The 18,034-nt window shown below is 70.8% G+C and carries 13 protein-coding genes and 1 pseudogene; 2 read left to right on the top strand and 12 right to left on the bottom strand.

What is annotated here, in order from left to right; genetic code table 11:
* The first annotated feature begins 62 nt into the window (after positions 1-62).
* On the top strand, positions 63-932 hold the full coding sequence (locus tag ACQEU1_RS43750) for an esterase-like activity of phytase family protein (RefSeq protein WP_433216345.1): 870 nt from the start codon (positions 63-65) through the stop codon (positions 930-932).
* A 48-nt stretch (positions 933-980) separates the two neighbouring features.
* Here the strand turns inward: ACQEU1_RS43750 and ACQEU1_RS43745 are convergent, their stop codons facing one another.
* From ACQEU1_RS43745 to ACQEU1_RS43705, 9 genes are all read right to left on the bottom strand, one after another.
* A complete protein-coding gene (locus ACQEU1_RS43745; RefSeq protein WP_433216342.1) occupies positions 981-1,880 on the bottom strand; it encodes a class E sortase in 900 nt (299 codons plus the stop codon).
* Complete coding sequence (locus tag ACQEU1_RS43740; protein ID WP_433216339.1) at positions 1,877-4,279, bottom strand: hypothetical protein; 2,403 nt, start codon at positions 4,277-4,279, stop codon at positions 1,877-1,879. The genes ACQEU1_RS43745 and ACQEU1_RS43740 overlap by 4 nt, the downstream gene beginning before the upstream one ends.
* Positions 4,279-5,832: a substrate-binding domain-containing protein gene (locus tag ACQEU1_RS43735; protein WP_433216336.1), complete on the bottom strand. Its 1,554-nt coding sequence runs from the start codon at positions 5,830-5,832 to the stop codon at positions 4,279-4,281. Before ACQEU1_RS43735 ends, ACQEU1_RS43740 begins: the two co-directional genes overlap by 1 nt.
* A complete protein-coding gene (gene pstA, locus ACQEU1_RS43730) occupies positions 5,829-6,875 on the bottom strand; it encodes a phosphate ABC transporter permease PstA (RefSeq protein ID WP_433216333.1) in 1,047 nt (348 codons plus the stop codon). Before pstA ends, ACQEU1_RS43735 begins: the two co-directional genes overlap by 4 nt.
* A 15-nt stretch (positions 6,876-6,890) precedes the next feature.
* Complete coding sequence (pstC, locus tag ACQEU1_RS43725; protein WP_433216330.1) at positions 6,891-7,868, bottom strand: phosphate ABC transporter permease subunit PstC; 978 nt, start codon at positions 7,866-7,868, stop codon at positions 6,891-6,893.
* 61 nt (positions 7,869-7,929) lie between these two features.
* Entirely contained in the window at positions 7,930-8,238 is a 309-nt protein-coding gene (locus ACQEU1_RS43720) for a hypothetical protein (RefSeq protein WP_433216327.1), read from the bottom strand.
* Positions 8,239-8,556: 318 nt separating this feature from the next.
* Positions 8,557-11,685, bottom strand: coding sequence for a tetratricopeptide repeat protein (locus ACQEU1_RS43715; protein ID WP_433216324.1), 3,129 nt, complete (start codon positions 11,683-11,685; stop codon positions 8,557-8,559).
* Between the two features lie 68 nt (positions 11,686-11,753).
* Complete coding sequence (locus ACQEU1_RS43710; protein WP_433216321.1) at positions 11,754-12,272, bottom strand: RICIN domain-containing protein; 519 nt, start codon at positions 12,270-12,272, stop codon at positions 11,754-11,756.
* 77 nt (positions 12,273-12,349) lie between these two features.
* Entirely contained in the window at positions 12,350-12,856 is a 507-nt protein-coding gene (locus ACQEU1_RS43705; RefSeq protein WP_433216318.1) for an SRPBCC domain-containing protein, read from the bottom strand.
* Between the two features lie 172 nt (positions 12,857-13,028).
* Here ACQEU1_RS43705 and ACQEU1_RS43700 point away from each other — a divergent pair.
* Positions 13,029-13,337 (top strand): annotated as a pseudogene (locus ACQEU1_RS43700) (RapZ C-terminal domain-containing protein); the annotation flags it as partial.
* Positions 13,338-13,418: 81 nt separating this feature from the next.
* On the opposite strand, the gene ACQEU1_RS43695 reads toward ACQEU1_RS43700, so the two are convergent.
* The 3 genes from ACQEU1_RS43695 to ACQEU1_RS43685 form a co-directional block, all read right to left on the bottom strand.
* Positions 13,419-14,036, bottom strand: coding sequence for a DedA family protein (locus tag ACQEU1_RS43695; protein WP_433216315.1), 618 nt, complete (start codon positions 14,034-14,036; stop codon positions 13,419-13,421).
* A gap of 192 nt (positions 14,037-14,228) precedes the next feature.
* The gene (locus ACQEU1_RS43690) at positions 14,229-15,302 is read right to left on the bottom strand and encodes a S1 family peptidase (RefSeq protein WP_433216312.1); all 1,074 of its coding nucleotides are present in this window, start codon (positions 15,300-15,302) and stop codon (positions 14,229-14,231) included.
* 8 nt (positions 15,303-15,310) lie between these two features.
* A complete protein-coding gene (locus ACQEU1_RS43685) occupies positions 15,311-18,028 on the bottom strand; it encodes an AbfB domain-containing protein (RefSeq protein WP_433216309.1) in 2,718 nt (905 codons plus the stop codon).
* Positions 18,029-18,034: the final 6 nt, after the last annotated feature.

Below are 18,034 nucleotides of genomic sequence, written 5' to 3'. Positions count from 1 at the left end.
CCCGGCGTGTCGCACGTCGGGCCCTTTCCTTTCCCCTCACCACCGCCAGAAAGGCAGAACCGATGCGCACCGCCCTCATCGCCACCGTCGCGGCCGTCGCCGCCGCCGTGGTCGTCACCCCGTCCGCGCAGGCCGCCGAGTTCACCCTGATCGCCGAGCACAGCCTGCCCGGCCACACGAGATTCGCCGGCAAGACAGTCGGCGGGATCACCGGCATCGACGCCGGCGCGGACGGCCAGTTCCGGCTGATCACCAAGGACCGCGTGTTCACCGCCCGCGTCAGCGACTGCGTCACGGTCACCGGCGTCAAGGAACTGCGCCAGGCCGACGGCACGAAGTTCCCGAGGTCGGCGCCGCAGGGCGTGCGGGCCGACAACGGTCTGCTGTGGACGGACGGCGCGGTCGTCCGCGAGTCCACCGCGAACGGCGCGTTCACCCAGCAGTTCCCCGCTTCTCTCGCCGGCGCCACGCTGACCGGGCTCGCCACCACGCCCGAGGGCACCGTGCTGACGGCGACCGAGGCGCCGGCGGCGGCCGACGGCACCGCGACCCGCCTCACCCTGCACGACCGCGCGACCGGCGAGCTGCTGGTGCAGTTCGGTTACGTCGCGGACGCCCCGGTCGCGGAGATCCTGCACGTCGCCGACAGCCGGTTCCTCGTGCTGGAGGGCAAGAAGCTGTTCGAGATCGACTTCGCGACCGGTGCGACCAACATCGCCGGTGTGGACGCGCTCGCCGGGCAGGACTACCAGCCGGTGGCCAAGACCCAGGTCCTCGACCTGACCGCGCTCGGCAAGAAGGTCGACGACGTCCAGGGCGTCTCGTGGGGCGCCCCGCTGGCGGACGGTGCCCGCACGCTGGTCTTCGTGACGGACAACGGTCTCTCGCTGTTCAAGCGCACCCAGTTCCTGGTCGTGCGCGCGGCGGTCTGAGCGCAGCGAAACGGGGCTCCCGCCGCGGCGGGAGCCCCGTTCCCTTGCTCAGGCCAGGTTCGGCAGCAGTGAGATGGCGAAGTACTCGTAGACCTGCCAGGACGCGGCCAGCACGACCGGAGCGCCGACGAACCACGTCTCCCAGCGCCCCCAGCGGGTGCGGGCCCAGGTGAAGCCCGCTACCGCGAGCAGCAGCACCTGCGACCACAGCACCAGCGGCACCAGACCGCCCGCGTCCCGTTCCAGCGCCCGTTCCTCCGGCAGCAACGACACCGGGGGCGGCGTCAGCCCGGACGGGCTCGGGTGCACGAGGGTCGTGTCGACGAACACCGTCCGTTCCACCTTGATCGGCAGCCCGAGGAACTCGCTGACCTCCGCGCTCAGCAGCACCAGGTGGTTGCCGCCGGGCTTGGGCATCGGGTCGCCGTCGCGCCGCACCCCGTCGACGCGGTAGACGAACCGGCCCTGGCCGGTGGTCGCGACGACCTCGTCGCCCTCGCGCAGCGCGGTGATGTCGCGGAACGACCCGCCGAACGTCAACGCCCGCCCCATGATCACCGCACTGCCCGGCTGGCCGGGCAACGGCGTGGTCCGCAGGTGCCCTGGACCGTCGGTGAGCAGCCCGCCCGTGGTGCCCTCGACGACGACCTCGTTGAGGTGCAGGCCGGGGATCTCCAGCAACGCCACCGGGGAGCCGGGCTCGATCGAGCCGCCGGTGGGCATCTCGATCTCGGCGAGCTTCTCCCGCGCGTCGGCGTAGAGCAGGTCCTGCGCGCGGTCGTGCGTCATCGGCCCGACGACCAGCACGTACGCCACGAACCCCAGCAACGCGAGCGACAACCCGCCGAGCACGCGCGTGATGAGCGCGATCTCGAGCGGCTGCACCGCTTTCGGCCGTGGCGGTGGCGCCGTGCCGGTCTCAGGAGGAGGCGCGGCCAGCAGCGTCACGACGACCGCCGGCGGAACAGGCGGCGCAACGGGTGCTCCGGCGACGACACCGCGGGCACGAGCGGCGCCACGAGCCCGGCCAGCAGGCCGAGTCCCAGCAGCACCGGCAGCGCCCACCGGCCGAACGCCGACGAGTCGGCACGGGTCGACGACGACGTGGTCACGGCGGTCGAGCTCGGTGCCGGCGAGGGCGGTGCCACCGACGAGGGCACCGGCGCGTTCTCGGGCTTGCGGACGTTGTCGCGGCCGGCGATCGGCAGTCCGGCCGGGTTGTCGACCACGGCGGGCGGCGGTGGCGGCACCACGCCCTTCTGCTCCCGCACGGCCTTGGCCGCGTCCCTGGCCTGCTGGCGCAACGGGTCGGTCAGCGCCAGGTACCCGTCGGGCAGCTTGCCGATCTCGATGCCGTAGTCCTGCCCGGCACCGGCGGCGTACTCGAGGAACGTCGCGTACCGGTCGGCCTGCGCCTGGGGCAGCTGCGAGGTCGGGACGCCCGCGTACACGAGCGACGTGCCGGGATAGGCCCGTCCATCTACTTTGGACTGGTCGATCTGCAGGATACCGGTCTTCGCGTCGATGGTCGTCGCGTTCAACCCGAACGCCATCGTGGTGCGGTTCGGTGCCACGTACTCGCCGGTGCGGGTGCGCAGCGAGGCCGACCGCAGCCCGAACACGGACGTGTCGGCGAGGTCCGTCACGGCGAGCAGCGCGCGGGACCCGGTCTGCTGGCGTTCCGGTCGCTTGTAGACGAACCGGTCGCCCTCCAGCGACTCGTTCGTGGTCGCCATCGGCCTGCCCTGCACCAGTGCGACGGCGGAGGCGACCACCGACGGCACCTGGTTCGCGATCAGGTTGAACCACAGCTGGTTCTTGTAGGTCGCCGACGTCGCCGGCACCTTCCAGTCGTCGCGCAGCTCCACCGCGGCGAATGGCAGCGCGGTCGCCTGGAACTTCGGGTTGACCTTCATCCCCCACTCGTCCGGCGCGCCGCCGAGCCACGCCACCGCCGCGGGGTCCGAGGCGATGTACGCGGTGAGCGCCCACGTCAGGTCGAGATCTCCCTGCACCAGCAACGGGTACGCCGACGGCTCCACCCCGAACCCGCGCAGCGCGAGACCGGGGTTCGCCGCCGCCAGTTCGGGATCGGAACCCCACCAGGCGGGGTTGCCCGCGATAGCCGGGTGCGTCTCGATGCCCGGCGCGGCACCGGTGTAGGACTGCGTGAGCATCTTGAGCAGCAGCCGCGGCGTGAGGTTCAGCGAGCCGACCTCGGCGCCCGCCGCGTCGTCGAGCAGGTACGCCACGGTGAACCCGGTGACGGCGACCGGGGCGTAGACCACCGGCCGCGACGCCTCGCCGTCCGGAGGCCGAGACGTGAGCACCGCGTTCACCCCGTCCGCGCGCTTCTCGGTGAGGTTGCGCAGGAACTGCCGCCGCGCGTCGCCCTCGCCGAGGCTCGTGTAGCCGAGCTTGAACAACCCGCCGTCGAGGCAGAACTTGGGGCGCCAGCTCGACATCAGCTGGTTGAGGTACGGCGAGCCGGACAGCCCGGTCTCCTCGCGGTCGTCCTGCGCGCAGACCTGCTGGGTCTTGCGGAACGACAGCGGGAACGTGAACCGCTTCTCCCAGTTCACCGGCGACTTCCAGGTGGCGGCCGAGCGCAGCGACGAGTTCTCCGCCCCCGGCTCGCAGCCCAGCGCCCAGTCCTCGACCAGTCCCGAGAGATCGGGGTTGCAGCGCGGTTCACCGATCGGCACCACGACGAGCGAGCAGGCCGCGGTGTCCGAGCAGCCGAGGCTCGGCAGCTGCTCGGCGGGCAGCAGTTCGATGTCGACCGCGCCCTTGCCGTCGGCACGGGTCTCCCCCAGCAGCGTCGGCGGCTGGATGAAGTTGTAGGTGTCCTGCGTCAGGTCCGGCGGCGCTCCCGCCCGCACGCTGCCGTCCGGCCACGCCACCGGCACGCCCGCGTCGTCGACCTGCACGGGCTCCCACGAGTAGCGCTTGCCGTCGCGGGCGGTGAAGGACAGCACGGTGGCGAGGTTGAGGCCGAGGTCGCCGTAGTCGCCGTACTGCACCGGGTCCCACGGCGCGGTGTCGATGAACGTGGCGGGTTCCATGGCGCGTCCGGCCGACCAGCACCGCTGCTGCGTCACCTCGGCGGGCGCGCCCCAGCACTGCATGATCGCGACCGGGTAGCTCGCGTTGGCACCGCTGCCCTTCGTGGGCGTGAGGCCGGACCACGACACCTTCACCCGTTGCCGCACCAGGTCCGAGGTCTGCGAGACGGTGACGGACATGCCGTCCCTGGTCTGCGTCTCCGGGGCGGCCGACGCGGGCACCACCCCTACGGACGTCCAGAGCAGGACCAGCACCAGTCCCAAATGGATGCTCCTGCGCATCAGTTGCTCCCTGTTCGGCGGCGGTTCAGGGCACGGGCGACGAAGGTGGGCACGACCAGCACGAGCACCAGCTGCACGGCGGCCAGCACCGCGAGCCCGGTCGTCATGCCCTCCCCGCGGGCCGCGGCGAGCTCGGTGGCGCTGCCGGTCGCGGACCTCCTGCGGTCCGCGTCGACCGGCTGACCGGTCAGCGGGTCGACGCCCGTCTGGCCGTCGGGGGTCTGCCCGTCCTGGCCCACGGTGCCGGGGTTCTGCCCGTCGACGTTCTGCTGTCCGTCGGGGTTCTGCGGATCGCCACCGCCTTCAGCCCCGCACGGACCCTTGCCGACCTTGTCGCAGTCCGGCGGCATCGGCGCGGACTTCGCGAGCAGGTTGGACTCCGGGTCGTTCGGGTCGAACGTGGGGTTGCGGCAGCCGACCGGGTTGAGCTGCGCCTGTTCGGCGCCCGGCACCTTGGCGACCTGCTCGAACCCGGCCTTGACGAGGTTCAGCGGCAGCGGCGAGTAGCCGAGCGGGCCCATCTTCTGCTGGCCCTGGCAGAGGAAGTAGCGCGCGAACGCCGACAGCGTGCGGCCGGAGTCCCGCGTGGTCTTCCCGTCCTCGGACGTCGGCAGGATCATGTAGGAGTACGACGACAGCGGGTAGGTGCGCGGGTCGTTGCTCGTGTAGACGCCGTCGAGGATCTGCGTCAGGTAGGTCTCCTTCGAGGCGTCCCGCTCGATGCTTGCGAACTGCAGCGCCACCGCGACGTTGTAGTCGGTCGGCTCGACGAAGTAGTCGGCGGCGTTCTTGACCTTCACCACCGGGTAGTCCATCGCGCGCGGGTAGGAGTACTCGACGTAGCCGATCGCGCCCTCGCCGTACTCCGCGGAGATGTACCCGGCCATCTGCGAGGACCCGCTCTGCGCCACGGCGTTGCCGAACGTCGGGTAGTAGGACGTGAGCCCGCACGGCTTGCCCGCGTCGACGTGCTCGGCGAAGAACGGGCAGTACTGCTGCGGGTGCTGCTTCGACATCCACAACGTGAACTGCGCGGTCGTGCCGGAGCCGTCGGAGCGCACCACCGGCACGATCCGCTTCTTCGGCAGCTTGCGGCCGTTGTTGTCGCCGGTGATCTGGTCGTCGGACCAGTCGGTGATCTGGCCGGTGAAGATCTTCGCGATCGTCTCCCCGCGCAGCCGCAGGTCGCGCACCAACTGGCCGTTGATCGTGATCTTGTACATGAACGACGTGCCGCCGGCGACGATCGGCATGTACGCGAACGGCCTGCCGTTGGAGTTGTCCGCGTTGCCGGTCGTCGGATCGACGCCCTGGAACGGGATCTCGGACACCGCGAAGTCGTTCATCTTCTGCGCGAAGTCGAGCCGGCCCGCGCTCGACCCGGTGCCCGAGTAGCTCGCGGGCAGCCCGAACGTGCTCGCGTCGGAGATCCACTGCTTGATGGCGTTCTCGCTCCACGACGACCCGGAGCCCCGGATCGGGAAGTAGCTCTGCGCCTGCGCGGGCGCCGCCGTCAGCAGCAACAGCAGCACCACCAATGCGATTCGCCTCATCGGCGGCCCCCTCTCGCCGCGACGATCCGCGCGGTCACGAACAACAACAGGACGATGGCGAGCAGGATGGAGGCCGCGCCGAACGCGCGGATCTGGTCGACCTTCTCCGAGGAGCGGGCGAGCGTGTAGGTCACGAGCGGCAGCGAGACCATCGGACCCTCCACCGGGTTCGCGTTGAGGTACGTCGTGTAGCCGGCCGTCAGCAGCACCGGTGACGTCTCCCCGATGCCGCGCGCGATGCCGAGGATCAGCGCGGTGGCGAGCGAGGGCCTGGCGGTCGGCAGCACGACCCGCCAGACCGTGCGCCACTGGGACGCGCCGAGGGCGAGGGAGGCCTCGCGCAGCCCGTCCGGCACCACCCTCAGCACGACCTCGGACGCCCGCGCGATGATCGGCAGCATCATCACGCTGGTCGCGAGCGACGCGGCGAGCCCGCTGCGGTCGAACCCGGCGAACACCAGCACCGTCACGTAGATGAAGAGACCGGCCACGATGGACGGCAGGGCGGTCATCGCCTCCACCACCGTGCGCACCGGCCGGGCCAGCGGTCCCTTGACCTCGTTGAGGAACACCGCGCACCCCACGCCGAGGGGCAGGGTGATCGCGACCGAGATGGTGATCTGCACGACCGTGCCGACCACGGCGTGCAGCACGCCACCGCGTTCCAGGGGGTCGAGCGGGCCGGCCGAGCGCAGGTCGTCGGTGAAGAAGTTGAGGTGCCCCAACGCCTCCGCGCCCCGGTAGAACGTGAAACCGACCACCAGCACCAGACCGAGCGCGAGCAGCGACGCGAGCCCGTGCACGACGGCGCCCGCCACCCGGTCGGCGATCACCGGCCGGGGGTGGCGCAGCGCCGTGACGCCCGCGTACATCAGCAGGAACGTCAGGTACCAGCACACGACGAACCCGAGCGCGCCGGACGCCGGCAGCAGGTTCAGGTACAGCACCCAGACGAGCGCGAGCGACCCGAGCAACGCCCCGAGCGCGGCCAGCACCTCGTCGAGCGTGCGACCCCCGGTCGCCCGCCGCACTTCCTCTTCCATCCCGTTTCCCCGGAATCAGATCTCGGTCGCGGCGCCGCTGCGACTGCGGGCCACGATCATCGACGCGAGCACGTTGACCAGCAGGGTGAACAGGAACAGCACCAGCCCGGCCGCGAGCAGGGCGGAGAGCTGGAAGGGACTGGACTCGCCGAACCGCAGCGCGATCAGCTGCGAGATCGTGTTGCCGCCCTTCTCCAGCACGCGGAACTTGACGTCGAACGCGGGCGAGATGATGAGGGCGACGGCGATGGTCTCACCGAGCGCGCGGCCGAGGCCGAGCATCGTGCCGCCGATGATGCCGCCCCTGCCGAACGGCAGCACGACCGAGCGGATCATGCCCCAGCGCGTGGATCCCAGCGCCAGCGCGGCCTCCCGTTCGCCGACCGGTGCCTGCGAGAACACCTCGCGCATCACGGACGCGGTGATCGGGATGACCATCATCGACACGACGACGCCGCAGATGAAAATCGACGACGTGTACTGCGTCTTCTCCCACGCCGCCGCGTTGACGTCCGTCTCGACGTGGAAGAAGGGCAGGAAACCGAGGTACTTCGACAGCCACCGGGAGAGGTAGATGATCTCGCCCTGCAACATGAAGAAGCCCCACAGGCCGTAGACGACGCTGGGGATCGCGGCCATCAGGTCGACCAGCGCGATCAGGGCGCGCCTGATCCGCGCGGGCGCGTACTCGGCGATGTAAAGCGCCGTGCCGAGCGCGACCGGCACCGTGATCGTGATCGCCACCGCGGCGACCTGCAGCGTGCCCAGCGCCACCGACAGGATTCCCAGTCGATTGGACTCGGGCCGCCAGAGGTTCTCGGTGAAGAAGCTCCAGCCGAGCACGCGCAGCGTCGGAACCGCCTGGTACGCCAGGAAGACACCGATGCCGCCCATGATCAGCAGCACCAGCGCGCCACTCGACGCGGCAGCCGTGCGGAACACCCGATCGACCACCGGCATGCCGGGCGCGATCGTGCGCGGGCTGTCCGTCATCCCGGTCGTTCCCCCTCGTAGTTCGCCAACCACCGCAAGGGTTTCCGGCGAGGATGAACAGTCATCCAACTGGGCGCTGCGGCCACACGTCGGACTGCCCGCCGCCGCGCGCACCCCGTCTTCGCCCCGGCGAGAACACGGCGAGCTCGGGATCGTTGCCTGCCTGCCCGGCCCTGCGCCGGAACCGCCCGGCCGCGAGCTCCGCGTCGACCCGGCGCGCGAACCCCTGCGCGGACTTGGCGAGCGAACCGAGCCGCCACCACCAAAGACCGCGTTCCGCGTGCACCACCGTGTAGTTCATGGTCGTGGCCACCCGCCGCACCAGCTCGATCTCCCCCAGTGCACGGCCGTGGTTGTCGTGGCCGCGCATGCAGACCCCTAGCACCCTGTTGTTGCCACCGAGCAACCTCCAGCGGACAACGCTTTCCTCCGTGCGATAACACTGAAAGCGTGCAACTGCGCCTCCCCCCGACATGGCCGCGACACTCTTCGCGAAAGTGCACAAGAGGTGAACGGGAAGGTGAGCGCCACACAGCTGGAAGTTGAATGGTGGACAAGTACGGCCGTTGTTGGTCAGATCGCCACATGAGACAACGACGAACGGCGGCACTGCCTGCTGCCACCTAGTTGATCAACGCCTGCGCGAAACTGCCGGTCGTGCCGCACGCCGATCCGCCCGGTGACAGCCTCAACCGGCCAGGACGTCAAGCCGTTGGCGCACAACGGTGGCCTCCGGCATCCGGAGCGTTTCGTAGATCGTCAGAGCCGCGTTCAACAGGCGACGCGCCTCTGCGACATCGCCGGTGTGCGAGCGCACGGCGGCCAGCTCGTCGAACGAGCGCGCCTCCTGTTCGGGGTCCTGGATCTCCCGTGCGTGCGTCAACGCCTCCTCGTGGCACGCCAACGCCTCGTCGAACCGGCTTAAGCCGCACAGCGCGCGGCCGCGGCCGTTGAGGGCGGCGCACCGCAGCAGGCGGTCACCCAGCCTCACGGCCAGTTCCTCAGCGTCCCGGCACAGGTCGGCAGCCGTCTCGTAGCGGCCCATCCGTTCGTGGGTGGCGCCCAGGTTGACGAGCACCTCGGCCTCGCCCACCGGGTCGCCGATCTCCCGGAACACGGCGATCGCGTTGTCGTGGTGCGCCAGCGCTTCGGTGTGACGGCCCCACCGCGAGCAGATGCGGCCCAGTTCGGTGTGCGCGATCGACGCCGCCGCGCGATCGCCGACGTCGTCCAGGATCACCAGCGCCCTTTGGTGGTGGTCGTGCGCTTCCTCCAGGCGCCCGCGGCTGTGCAGGGCGCAGCCGAGGTCGTTGAGGATCCTGCCCTGCCCGACCCGCTGGCCCAGCTCCGCGTAGATCGACGCGGCCCTGCGGTAGCACTCCACCGCGTCCTCGTGCCTGCCGAGGCTGTGCTGCACCTGCCCGATGCTGGCGAGGCCGACGGCTTCCTGGGCACGATCACCCGTCCGCCGGCTCAGTTCCAGTGCCAGGCCGTAGGTGGCGAGGGCCTCGTGGTAGCGGCGGGCCCGGCCCTGGTTGTGGCCCAGAGCGTGCAGGGTCCTGGCTTCTCCCGCCGAGTCCCCCATGCTCCGGAACATCTCCAGCGCGTCCCAGAAGCGCTCGTCTGCCTCCTCGTACTCACCCGCGCGGGCGTGCGAACGCCCGAGTTCCAGCAGGGCGCGGGCCCGGCCGGCCGCGTCGCCGATCTCGTCCGCCGCGGTGAGGGCGTGCTGGTGCACCGCGAACGCGTCGGCGTTGTGGTAACCGACGTCGAGATGTCGACCGATGGCGCGGGCGATCCGGACGGCGTAGCCGGCGAACTCACCGGAGGCGGTGGCGATGATCGCGACGAGGGTGGGCCGTTCGGTGTCCAGCCACGCCTTGGCGGTGGCGGGCGTCATGGGCGTGTGGGGCCGCGCCGGCTCGCCGCGCCATCGTTTCGCGGACGGGTACAGGGCGTCGGTCGCGTCCAACGCGTGGGTCAGGTGGTGCTCGTAGAGGTTCTTCAACGCCTGTCTGCTTTCCAGGCCTGGAAGCTGCTGCTCGGCGCGTTCCCCCGCGAACGCCCGCAGGAGGTCGTGCATCGTCCAGCGATCGGATCCCGTGCTCTCCACGAGGTGGGCGGAGTGCAGGACACCGAGCAGCGTCCGGGCGGCGGGTGCGTCGACGCCGGCCAGCGCGGCGACGGCGGCGATGCCGGTGTCGCGAGCGGGATGCAGCCCCAGCAACCAGAACAGCCGGTTCGCGGCCGGGGGCAGGTGCCGTTCCGACCAGGAGAACACGGCGCGCACGGCGGTGTCGGAGTCGGTGCCCGCGGTGAGCAGGTCGAGCCTGCGGCGTTCGTCGGAGAGCTCGTCGAGGCCGGCCTGTCCGCGCCGGGTGACCAGTTCGGCGGCGACCCGCAGCGCGAGGGGTAGCCGGGCGCACCGGACGGCGAGCTCGCCGAGTTCCGCGGTGGTGGCGTGCTGCTCGCCGATGAACTGCCGCAGCAGCTCGGTCGCGGCCTCCGGGGCGAGCACGTCCAGCTCGACCCGGCCGGCACCGTCCCGTGCCACCAGACCGGCCAGGTCGTCGCGACTGGTGACGACGACGGCGCAGCCCGGTTCCGGTGGCAGCAACAGCCGGACCTGTGCGGCGTCGCGCGCGTTGTCCAGGACGACCAGCAAGCGCTTTCCCGCTGTGCTGCCGCGGTAGAGCGCTATCCGGGCCTCGACGGTGCCGGGCACGCGATCGGACGCGACCCCGAGCGCGGTGAGAAAGCCGTGCAACGCCTCGTCCAGTGGCAGGACCCCGCCGGGGTCGAACCCCCGCAGGTTCACGTAGAGCTGCCCGTCGGGGAAACGGGCGGCGTTGCGCCGGGCCCAGCGCAGCGCCAGGGCGGACTTGCCCACTCCCGCGGTCCCGCACACCGCGACGACGGCGACCGTGTCCCGTCTCGCGTGCACCGCGGCATCGAGCGCGGCCAGTTCGCTGTCACGGCCCACGAATCCCGGCGCCACCGGTGGCAGCTGGACCGGACGCGGACTCGCGGGCAACAACCGGGGGTCCTGCGCGAGGATCGCCTCCTGGACGCCGGTCAACGCGGGTGACGGTTCCACCCCGGCGTGCTCGACCAGTCCCGCCCGCGCCCGCCGGAACGCCTCCAGGGCCTCCGCCTGCCGACCGGCGCGGTACAGGGCCGTCATCAGCTGGCCCCACAACCGCTCGTGGCCGGGACGGCTGGCCGTGAGCTCGGTCAGTTCGGCGACCAGCCCGTCACCGGCCCCGGTGGCCAGGTCGGTGTCCACGCGGTCCTGCACGACGTCGAGGTGCACCCCGTCCAGCCGAGTCCGCTCCGCCTCCAGCGCGGCGACGCCGTCGAACTCGTCGTAGGGCCGTCCGCGCCACAGTCCAAGTGCCCCGGTCAGAAACCCCTGCGCGGCAACGATCTCACCCTTCGCCAGGGCGGCGCGCCCCGCCCGTGCGAGCCGCTGGAACCGGACGGCGTCCACGACCTCCGGTTCCAGCAGCACGTACCCCGGCGGCCGGGTGCGGATCAGCGCGGCCAGCGGCCCGACTCCCCTGCGCAGCCTGGAGACGTAGGTCCGGACGGTGCGCTCCGCGTCCGGCGGTGCCCCCGGCCCCCACAGCTCCGCCACGAACGTCGCCACGCTCACCGGCCGGCCCGCGTGCGCCGCGAGCAACGCCAGCACGGCCCGCAGCCGCGGCCCGCCGGGGTCGAGCAGCCCGCCGTCCGCCTCGACCTCGAACGTCCCGAGCACGCGGATGCCGGTAGCCGGCATCCGCTGCCCCGCCTGGTCTTCATCCCCGAGTTCCACCGAGAGAGGAGAGCACCCTCCCGGCTCGGGGATACGTCGCGTCGCAGGATTCGTCCTGCGACGCGAGGTCAGACCGGGAACACGCCGAAGGTCTGCGCGGCGGTGCCGTTGCAGGTCCAGATCTGCATCGCGAGCCCCTCGTCGGGCCGGCTGCCCGGCACGTCGAGGCAGTGCGTGCTCGTACCGGCGACCCGCGACCTGAGCGTCACCCAGTCAGGCAGGTTGCGGCCGGCCTGGAACCGCTGGTTGCTGGTGTTGGCGCAGGGCCACTGGATGACCGGTGTCCCGTCGGTGTTGCCCCCGAAGGCGTCCATGCACTTCAACGTGACCGCGTTCCGGATCTGGAAGACGCGGTTCCCGCGGTCGATGAAGTCCCACCGCTCGTACGGGCTGCCGACGCAGGAAGTCTGGACGATGGGCACGCCGTCCTCGCGCGACTCTCCCTGCGGTGCCAGGCACTTGCCGCTGGCCGCGCTCCGGACGGTCACGTCGAAGTGGTCGTCGGCGGAGGCGGGCGTGGCGGTGCCGAGCAGAGCGGCGATGGCGGCGGTCGAGGCGAGCGCCGTGGTGGCGATCCGTTTCCTCATGGGTACCTCCCCTTTTGGTCGCCGCTCACGATGGCCCGCCCCGTCGACAATCCGTCGACTGTCCGTCGACACCAGGCTCAGCCCGCCTCGGCGGTCCGCTTCAGGGCTGCGTTCTCGGCCTGCATGCCGTCCTTCATCGCCTTGCCGATGAAGAGGTCCGTTCCCCCGGACAGCACGCCGTCGACCAGCAGCTCGTTGGTCACCAGCACGGTCCCGTCCGGCTGCGTTGTGAGCGTTCGACAACGCTGGCCGTACACGAACCACGCGTTCCAGCCTGCGTCCTTCCAGCAGAACCGCTGACCGGGAACGCCGTTGAGCACGGTGTGCTTCGCGGCCATCCGCACCGAGCCGAGCAGCACGTCCACCCGCACCTCGTCGCCCGGCGCCGTCCCGCCCGCGGCCTTCACGACCCACGGGTTCCAGCGCGCGTACCCCGCGAAGTCCGTGATGAGGCCGTAGACGCGTTCCTGAGGTGCCGAGATGACGGTCTCGGCGCGGTAGACCACCGAGTGCTCGCCCGGCTCCCTGGGGTCGAGCGGGGCGCCGCTCGCGAGTACCGCCAACACCAGACCGGCTGCCAGCAAGGCGACCACCTTCCACCGGGACGCAGACGTGAAGAAAATACGCGTTTGTGCCCCGGTGGGCATCGGCCGATCAGGCGCACCTCGCGGCGACTGGCCGACGTTGCCCGTTCCAGCCTCGGCGGGACTCGGGAAACTCCTGTCCTGCAAGGGCTTCCGGCTCGATCGTGGGCTCATGGGAACCGACACCACCCCGCAGCTGCGGATCGTCTCCATCGGGTTCGGGCACGGGCCCGCTCCGGCCGCCGACCTCGTCGTGGACCTGCGCGAGCGGTTCCGCGACCCGCTCGTCTCACCGCGGCTGCGCGACCTGACCGGCCGCCACCCGGCGGTCGTCTCCAGGGTCCTCCGCACCCGAGGCGTCCCCGAGTACCTCGACCGCGTCTTCCACGCCGTCACCGCGCTCGTCGCCCTCGAACGAGGCACGGTCGTCCTCGCCACCGGGTGCTCGGGCGGCCGCCACCGCAGCGTCGTCTTCGCCGAACAGCTCTTCCACCGCGCCTCCGCGCTCGGCTGGTCCGCGGAGGTCCTGCACCGCGACATCAGCAAGGAGGTGCTGACCCCGTCACGAACTCACGGTGGCCTTGCGGCGGCGCAGCACGACGATCACGGTGACCAGCGCAGCAATGCCCAGCAGGACCCACATCGCGCCGTTGAAGACCGACTCGACGTACTTCGCCGAGGCGCCTGCCGTGGCGCCGATGCCGATGTGCAGCGCTGACCAGCACACCGCGCCCGCGATCGAGGCGGGCAGGAACCGGCGATAGTCCAGTTTGGACGCACCCGCCGACGCCGGGACCAGCGTGCGCACGACGGGCATGAACCTCGCGAAGAACACCGCCCACGCGCCACGGCGGCGCAGCAGGTCGCCCGCCTTGTCCCAGTGCTGTTGTCCCACCTTGCGGATGATCCTGCTGTCGCGCAGCCGGTCGCCGTAGCGGCGGCCGAGGTAGTAGCCGATGCTGTCGCCCGCCACCGCGCAGACCGTGACCACGAGCCACATGACCAGGAAGCGGGGCAGCGTCGTCACGGTCGTGGAGGCCAGCAGCAACGCGCTCTCGCCCGGTGCCAGGAAGCCGACGCCGAGCGTGCACTCGGCCAGCGTCAACGCGCCCGTGACGGCCAGGACGGCGGGTTGCGGCAGGCCGGCGAGGCCTTCGAGGGCGTCGGTCAGGAAGGACATGAACTCTCCCCAGAGGAACGTCAGAACGTCCGGGACAGTTCACAAGGGCCGGGTCTGCGCGCGCATCGGCCCGTGGTCTGAGCCGGCAGTAGACCTCTGGCGTAAGGGAGAACCCCCACAGGTGGATGATCTCCCCGTCAGGTGGAACCCGCCGGGGGACGCGGAGGCGCCCGCGTCCCCCGGCGGGAGTCATCAGGCGGTCAGCAGCGTCAACCCGTACGTGCGCAGGATTTCGTTGACGGGCTGGAACCAGGTGCGGCCACCGCCGGAGCAGTTGCCGTACCCGCCGGACGTGACGCCCTGGGCCTGGTCACCGGTGATGAACGAGCCACCGGAGTCACCACCCTCGGCGCACACGCTCGTGCCGACCATCTCGTAGACCGCGCCCTGCTGGTAGTTCACGGTCTCGTTGCGGCCCTGGATCACGCCGCAGTGCCAGTGCGTCGTCGAACCCGAACGGCACACGGACGTGCCGGGCGGGGCCTCCCACGAACCGCGGACCAGGGCGTCGCTGGTCTGGCCCCAGCCGAGCACGACCGGCACGTTCCACCAGCCGCCGCCGGTGCGCACCCAGCCGTAGTCGTTGCCGGGGAACGATGAGCCGACGAACTCGCCCTGCCAGGAGCGGTCCCAGCCGTAGACGTTCCAGGCGCCGACGTTGCAGTGGCCGGCCGTGACGTAGCCGCCGTGCACGGAGAAGCCGATCGAGCAACGGACGTTGCCGGTGTAGAACGGGTCGCCGCCCACGGTGCCGGCCGCGTACGTCTGCGGCTTCTGCACTCCGGCGGTGTTGACGACAACATCCTTCGGCAGTGCGGAAACATCGGTTCCCGGCAGAGCGTCGACGACGACGGTGCCGCGCCGGACGTCGACCCGCCACCCGGCGACGCCCTCCGGCACGGCCCCGGCCTTCGACAGTCTGTCGATGCCCGTCTTCACGGTGTTCAGCGACGCGAGGGACTTCGTCCGCAGCACCGGCTGGGCACCGGTGGCGCGCACGGCGTCCACCCGCGCGGGATCGGTGACGGCGACCTGCAGCTCGCCGTCGGCGTACCAGCTGCCGCCGTACGCGTTGGCGGCCGCCTGCTCGGCGGCGGGTGCGATCTTCAGCGCGACCTTCTCGGCGCGGATGCGGGTCAGCGCCTCCGACTGCGTGATGCCGAAGTCGCGGCTCATGGCGTCCACAACGTCAGCGGACGCCGTCACGGCAGGGATGGTGAGCGTGCCCAACAGGATCGCGGACACAGAAGCTATGCGTAGCAACATGTTGTCTCCTAAGGCGCCCAGGGTGAGCTCACGGCCCAGCTCACGTCCTGGTTGTACGAGGCAGGGTTGTCGTACGTGTGCGCGCCGCCGTTCGAGGCGACCCAGACCTCCTCCGAGTAGTGCCGGATGTTGGTGCCGAGCTCGTTGACCGACTCCAGCCGCACGCCACCGCTGCCCTGCTGCGCGCAGAACGTCGCGTCGCGGCGGAACAGGTCGGTGTTGTCGTTGGAGCCGAGGCGGACGCGGAAGTCCGCGTGCCGCAGGAACTGGCCGGGGATGTTGCGGGACTCGAACGAGTAGCAGGTGGGTTCGGCGAGTCCGCGCCGGATCACGAACGTCGCGTCCGACTTGGTCAGGGCGTCGCTGGAGCTCGTCACGACGTCCGTGCGCGCCAACGACTCCCGGTGCCGCAGGTAGCGGTCCGTGAAGCCGGGCGTGGTCACGCGGAACGAACGGGCCTGGTCGAGCGGCAGGTCCGCGCCGCTGCGCCACAGGCCGGTGCCGACCGCCCACGTGGTGTCCGCGGCGAACGAGCTCGCGGTGTCCCAGGGGTTCGGGCCACCCGAGCGCGCCAGGTAGACGCTCTCGTTGTAGTGCCGGATGAACGACCCGCGCACGTTGAACGACTCCAGCGCGGTGCCGCCGGAGCCTTCCCGGGCGCAGAACGTGGCGTCGCCCGCGATCGAGCCGTTGTTCACGTCGATGCGGACGCGTCCGTTGCTGTGCCGCAGGAACTGGCCGGGGAAGTTCCGCGACTCGAACGAGAAGCAGGCCGCGTCGGCGAGGCCGGGACGCAGGTTGAACGTCGCGTCCAGCTTGCCGAGGTCGGTGTTGATCACGTCGGTGCGGGCCAGCGACGCCTGGTGGCGCAGGTACCGGTCGGTGTAGCCGGACGTGGTGACGCGCAACGACACCACGTCGTCCGGGGTCAGCGACGTGCCGCGGGCGACCGCCAGCACGCCGAGGTTCACCGCCCGCACGCGTGCCTCGGTCATCTTCAGCACGCGCCGGTCGTAGGTGTAGAACCCGTTGACCTCGTTCTCCACGTCGTACGGCTCGGTGTAGACCATCGCGGACAGCCCACGGGTGTGGATCAGCCGCTGGACCTGTTTGATGATCTCCTCGTACCGCTTGGTCAGCGAGGCCTCGTCCGGGTACAGGGCGCCGTAGGCGAATCCGGCACCCGGCTGGTACTCGTGGCCGACGACTCGGCGGCCCAGACCGCCGAACTCGCCGAGCATCGCGACCCGGTTGGCGTCGGGCAGCCTGGTGTTGGCCGAGATCTGGTAGTGGTGGTCGTCGATCACGTCGCCGTTGCCGGGGTCGGGATCCGAGACGCAGCAGTTGGACCCCGAGTTGTGGTTGATCAGGCGGGTGTTGTCGATCGAGCGGATCAGGTTCACGATCCGGCCCGCGTCGTACTCTCCCCAGCCCTCGTTGAACGGCACCCACTGCACGATCGACGTGATGCCCTTGAGCTGGTCGATCACCCGGCGCAGCTCGGACTCGTAGTTGGCGTGCGAGTTCGGCGCCTCGTCGATCGAGTCGACGGACGGCATGTCCTGCCAGACCATCAGGCCGAGCCGGTCCGCGTGGTAGAACCAGCGCGCCGGTTCGACCTTGATGTGCTTGCGGACCATGTTGAACCCCAGCGCCTTCTGGCGTTCGAGGTCGAACCGCAGCGCCTCGTCGGTCGGCGCCGTGTAGATGCCGTCCGGCCAGTAGCCCTGGTCCAGCGTGCCGCTCTGGAAGACGAACTTCCCGTTCAGCAACGGCCGCATGACGCCGCCGACCATCGCCTTGCCGAGCGACCGCATGCCGAAGTAGCCCGTGACCGCGTCCCCGCCGCCCAGCGTCACGCGCAGGTCGTAGAGGAACGGGTCGTCGGGCGACCACAGCCGGGCGTTCGGCACGGGGACGCGCAACGACGTGCCGGTCGTGCCCGTCTGCCTGCCGACGACCTGGCCGCCGCTCAGCACCTCGGCGGTGACGCTCTGCCCGGCCGTGCCCTGCACGACGAGGTCGAGCGCGCTCGCGGGGACGTTCGGGGTCGTGTCGAGGCGGGTGATGCCGGCTGCCCGCACCGGTTCCAGCCACACGGTCTGCCAGATGCCGGACGCGGCCGTGTAGAAGATCCCGCTCGGGTTGCGGCGCTGCTTGCCGATCGGGTAGCGGCTGCCGTCGATCGTCGAGGTGACGCCGACGACGATCTCGTTGGTGCCGCCGTTCAGCGCCGAGGTGATGTCGAACGAGAACGCGTCGAAGCCGCCGGTGTGCGTGCCGACCTGCCTGCCGTTGACCCAGACGCGGGTCTCCCAGGTCACGGCGCCGAAGTTCAGCTTGACCTGACGGCCGTTCCACCCGGCCGGCACGGTGAAGGTGCGGCGGTAGAACATGTTGTCCTCGTGCCGTTTGATCCCCGACAGCGCGGACTCGATCGGGTACGGCACGAGCACGCCCTCGGCCAGCGGCCTGCCGATGGGCGGGTTCGAGAGGTTGGGTGCCCCAGCGAACTCCCAGACACCGTTGAGGTTCTGCCACTCCGGCCGTTGCAGCTGCGGCCTCGGGTACTCGGGCAGTGCGTTCGTCGGTGACACCTGCGAGGTCCACGGCGTGGCCAGCGGAGGGGTCTTCGGGACCCACTCCGCCGCCTGCGCCGCTGTCGGTGTCAGAAAGGTTGCTGTGATGAGGATTCCGACCAATACGCCCAGGACGCGTCTGGTCATGGCTCT

Origin of the sequence: Lentzea sp. CA-135723 (assembly GCF_050936595.1) — a bacterium.
Taxonomy (GTDB): domain Bacteria; phylum Actinomycetota; class Actinomycetes; order Mycobacteriales; family Pseudonocardiaceae; genus Lentzea.
Note: the sequence above shows the minus strand (reverse complement) of the source record. Positions and strands in the feature narration are given on the sequence as shown.